The following is a 4,594-nucleotide window of genomic DNA, read 5'->3' on the forward strand; positions in this document are numbered from 1 at the left end:
GTCCCGTTCGCGGCCGCTTCGTCTCACCGGCGGCCCCAGCGGGAGCGGCGGCGGGCGGCCGGGGTGGTCGGCAGGCCGGCCGTGCGCATCGCGGCGAGCGTGGTGCGGTGGCGCGCCGGGTCGTCCAGCAGCGGGGTGAGCAGCGCCTCGTAGAGGTCCGGCCGGCCGACCAGCGCGGCGGCCAGCCGGACCAGTTCGGCCGGCGGGCGGAGCGCCGGCAGCTCGCCCAGCAGCAGGGTGGGCAGCGGTGGGGCCATGGTGACGGCGAGCGCGGCGAGGTCCCCGGTGGGCCGGCCGGCCGCCTGGCGCAGCAGGGTCCGGGCGTCGGCGACCCGGTCCGCCCGGTAGAGCCCGGTGGCCAGCGCGGCCAGTTCGGCGGTCGGCGCGGAGCCCCACTCCCAGAGCAGGGTGGCGCCGTCGGCGTGCTGCCCGGCCCGCTCCAGGGCGTCCAGCAGTGCGGGCAGGGCGGCGGCCGGGCAGGTGCGCAGCGCGTGGAACAGGCCGCCCGCCTCCTCGGCCAGCCCGGCCTGGCGCAGCTCGGCCAGCGTGGCGGCGGCGTGCTGGGGGCCGGCCTGGACGGCGCTGCGCACCAGGCGCGTGGAGGCGTCGGCCGGGCCGCGCCGGGCGAGCAGGGCGGCCAGCTGGGCGGTGTCGTGCGGGGTGAGGTGTTCGGCGCCCTGGTCCAGGATGGCGGCGGCCTCGTCGGGGGAGGCCTGGCGGTACAGCACGGTGATCCGCTCGGCGAGGGCGGTCAGTTCACCGGGGGAGCGGCGCCGGGGCGGGGCGGGGGGCGCCTGCTTCGCGGCACGGGTCTGCCCGCCGTCGGGTGTGCCGCCTTCGTTCCCGCTTCCGCTTCCGTTCCCGCTCTCGTCGGCGGGCGGGTCGACGGGGGCGGACGTGGGCGCGGGGGCTTGCGGGCCGCTGGGCGGAGCGGTGGGCGGCGCGGCGGGCGTTCCGGTGGGCTGGCGGGGGATCCACCGGCGCGGCGCCGGCTGCCGCAACCGCTCCTCCAGCGCCTTCAGCTGGTCGCTCAGCTCCAGGCAGCGGGCGCCCAGCCCTTCGCGCAGCGTCCGCGCCTGGGTGAGCTGCCGCAGCAGCTCCCCGTCCGGCCGCTGTCGTTCGGGCAGGGCCCGCAGCGCCTCGGCGAGCCGCCGCTCGCGCTGCCCCGCGTACTGCCGGGCACGGATTAACTCGTCGAGTTCCGCCCTGAGTTCGACGGCCGTCTGCTCGCCCTCGGTGCCGCCCGCGGGTGGGGTGAGGGGCTGTTCCATGTGGCGTGTACGCATGATCACCGCAACCTGTCCAACTTGGCCCTGACGGCCAGACATCCTCGCGTTGAAATGCGGCGGTGGCGTTACGGCAGTGCGTCCACCGTCTTGCGAGTGGTGTCCAGGAGCGCGTGGAGCGCGAAAGTGGTGAGCGACCCGGCGCATCCGCCCCCCGGAGCGCCGGGTCGGCGCTCACCCCGGCGGTGCTCAGCCGCTCGACTCCCCGGCGGCCGCCGCCAGCCGGGCGCGGGCCTCCATGAGCGCGAAGCCGAGCAGGTTCTCGCCGCGCCACTCGGCGGGGCGCCGGGCGCGCTCGTCGTCGGCGCCGAGGCCGATGCCCCAGATCCGGTCGAGCGGGCTGGCCTCCACCAGGACGCGCTGACGCGTCGACAGCAGGTAGGCGCGCAAATCCTCGTGCCGGCTGAACTTGGCCACGTTGCCCTCGACGACCAGCTCGAACCGTCCGGCCGTCCAGGTCGCGTCGTCGAAGTCCCGGACCTGGCGGCCGAGCTTCTTGGCCTCGGCGGGGCTCGCCGCCGCCAGGATCCGGGCGAGCGAACGCTCGTCCCCGAACATCCGGGCCTTGCCCGCCATCATCCAGTGCTCGGCGGTGGTGTACTCGACGCCGTCGACGGTGAACGGGTGGCCGGGCCACCACTGGCTCAGCACCCCGGCTCCGAGCGACTCGCCCCGCCGCTGCTGGTGTCCCCAGAACATCAGCCACCTGGGCTCCGTCCCGGCCGCCACGGCGGCGGTCAGCGCGGCGCGGTCACGGGTGTCGACGGGGTCGATCGTGCGTTCGTCGCTCATATCGTCATGCTGACACAAAGGGGCGCTGTGCGGCCAACGGGTTATTTCCGGCCCTGCTCAGCGAGGTGACGGCCGTTTATGAGCGGCGGTTGAGCGCATGTGACATATTATTCGACCTGGTCGAATCTGGACGTAATGTCACGATTCAGCCCGGAGGGCGCCCTCACCCTCCCGTACCCTCGAACATCCCTGGAGTCACCCGTGAGAGACCGCATGCCACCCGCCACGGGTGGGGAACGTCCGGCACTCGAACACCGGTCCCGACGTCTGCCCGGCCGGGCGGTCCTCGGCGCTCTCGCCGCCTCGGCGCTCGCGCTCGCCCCGTTCGCGCCGCTGGTCGTCGCCCCGGCGGCGTCCGCCGCCCCGTCGGCCTCGTCCGCCGACACGTCCGCGGCCGGGCCCTCGGGCAAGGCCCCGGCCGCGGCGGGCAAGTCCGTCCGCGGGCTCGGCACCCAGCGCCCGATCGGTCCCGACCCGGTGCTCGACCAGCTGGCGCACGGCAACCTCACCATGGCGTCGAACTCGGTGCTGACCTGTGACGACAGCGACGGCTCCGTCTGCAACGACACCGAGGGCACCAACAACAACCGCACCAAGTACGTGAAGACGGACCCGAACGCGCCCGGGAACAACGCGTCCTCCGCGCAGCTGGTGATCCCGGCCGGGGCCCAGGTGCTGTCGGCCCGCCTGTACTGGCAGTTCAACCCGACCAACACCAGCACCGCGGGCGGCACCTCCGGGGACATCAACGCCGGCAACCAGGTCTCCTGGAAGGTGCCGGGCGGCGCCTCCTACGAGCAGCTCACCGCCGACACCTACGACTGGTTCGACCAGCAGGTCGGCGGCAACCCGCCGGAGCCGCTGCTGGCCGGGGCGGGCGTCAAGGACGTCACCGCCCAGGTGAAGGCCGCCGGTGCGGGCAGCTACACCGTCGCGGACATCCAGGCGTGCGCCGGGCGTTCCTCGGCGCAGAACTTCGGCGGCAACAACGTGGGCTGCTGGGGCGGCTGGTCGCTGGTCGTCGCCTACGAGGACCAGACGGAGCCGCTGCGCTACCTCCAGGTCTGGGACGGCTTCCAGCTGCTGCGCAGCCCGGACAACTTCGCGACGCTCACCCTCGCCGGCATCCGCACGCCCGCCACGGCCCCGCCGGCCACCATGGGCGTCACCGTCGGCGACGGCGACGTGCCGATCCAGGGCGACGAGCTGCTGGTCGGCTCCTCGGTCGACAACCTGACGCTGCTGGAGATGCCCAACCCGTTCGGCGGCGTCACCACCGACAACGCCTTCACCAGCCGGATCGACCGCGTCGCGGCCGACGGCACCGGCACCAACATCACCACCCGCGACCCCGCGCCGGTCAACAACTACGGCTACGACGCCCGGATGATCGACGTCACCGGCAAGATCCCCGGCGGCAGCACCCAGGCCGTGCTCCGGATCAACGGCGCGGGCGACGCCCTGCACCCGCAGGCGGTCTGGCTCGCCGTCGACGCCCTGGAACCGGACCTGCAGATCACCAAGGCCAACAACCCGGCCGGCTCCACCACGGACACCCCGCCCGGGCTCGTCGACCCCGGCGCCGAGATCACCTACACCTTCACCATCGCCAACCGGCACCCCGACGGCAGCACCACAGCCCTCGACACCGCCACCGGCGTCACCCTGACCGACGTGTTGCCCGCCGGCACCACCTACGTCGAGGGCTCCGGCACCGGCTGCACCGCCTCCGGGCGGAACGTCACCTGCACCGCCGCCGACCTCGCGCCGGGCGCCGAGACCACCATCTCCTTCCGCGCCCGGGTCGACGCCGGGCTCGCGCCGGGCACCAAGCTCGACGACACCGCCTCCCTCGACTACCGGGGCGGCCAGACCGGCCGTGACCAGCACCGCACCAGCAACACCGTGCGCAACACCGTCGCCGAGCACGCCGGGTACCGGATCGCCAAGACCGCCGACAAGACCCAGGCCCTCCCCGGTGACACCGTCACCTACCACGTGGACATCACCAACACCGGGAACGCGGCGCTCACCGGGCTGACCGTCACCGACGACCTGAGCGCCGTCCTCGACGACGCCACGTACAACGGTGACGCCACCGCCACCGTCGGCACCCCGTCCTACGCGCAGCCGGTGCTCAGCTGGACCGGCGACCTGCCGGTCGGCGGCAGCGCCCGGGTGACGTACACGGTGAAGGTCAAGGACCCGGCCGCCGGGGACCACACGCTGCGCAACACCGTGGTGGCCGAGCGGCCCGGCGGCAACTGCCCGCCCGGCTCGACGGCCGCGGAGTGCACGGCCACGGTGACGGTGACCACGTCCTCGCCGTCCCCGACCGCGACCCCGACGTCCTCCCCGACCGCCACCCCGACGTCCTCCCCGACGTCCTCCCCGACCTCCGAGCCGACCGGCTCCCCGACCGCCTCGCCCACCACCTCGCCCTCGCCCACCGCGACCGGCAGCCATAGCCCCCACCCGGCCCCCACCGGCAAGCCGCCGCACCACGGTGACGGCGG

3 protein-coding genes are annotated in these 4,594 nt (G+C 74.6%); 1 reads left to right on the top strand and 2 read right to left on the bottom strand.

The window, feature by feature from the left end; all coding sequences use genetic code 11:
• Positions 1 to 23 precede the first annotated feature (23 nt).
• Complete coding sequence (locus tag ABD308_RS21370) at positions 24 to 1,286, bottom strand: hypothetical protein (protein WP_344337588.1); 1,263 nt, start codon at positions 1,284 to 1,286, stop codon at positions 24 to 26.
• Positions 1,287 to 1,475: 189 nt separating this feature from the next.
• Positions 1,476 to 2,078 carry a riboflavin biosynthesis intermediates N-glycosidase gene (ybiA, locus tag ABD308_RS21375; protein ID WP_344337590.1) on the bottom strand — a complete coding sequence of 201 codons (603 nt, stop codon included), beginning with the start codon at positions 2,076 to 2,078 and terminating at the stop codon, positions 1,476 to 1,478.
• Between the two features lie 201 nt (positions 2,079 to 2,279).
• On the opposite strand from ybiA, the gene ABD308_RS21380 reads away from it, so the two are divergent.
• Positions 2,280 to 4,594, top strand: a 2,315-nt coding sequence (locus ABD308_RS21380; protein WP_425554823.1) for a DUF7927 domain-containing protein, incomplete at its 3' end; no start/stop codon positions are given.

Origin of the sequence: Kitasatospora putterlickiae (genome assembly GCF_039527695.1) — a bacterium.
In the GTDB taxonomy this organism is placed as follows: Bacteria; Actinomycetota; Actinomycetes; order Streptomycetales; family Streptomycetaceae; genus Kitasatospora; species Kitasatospora putterlickiae.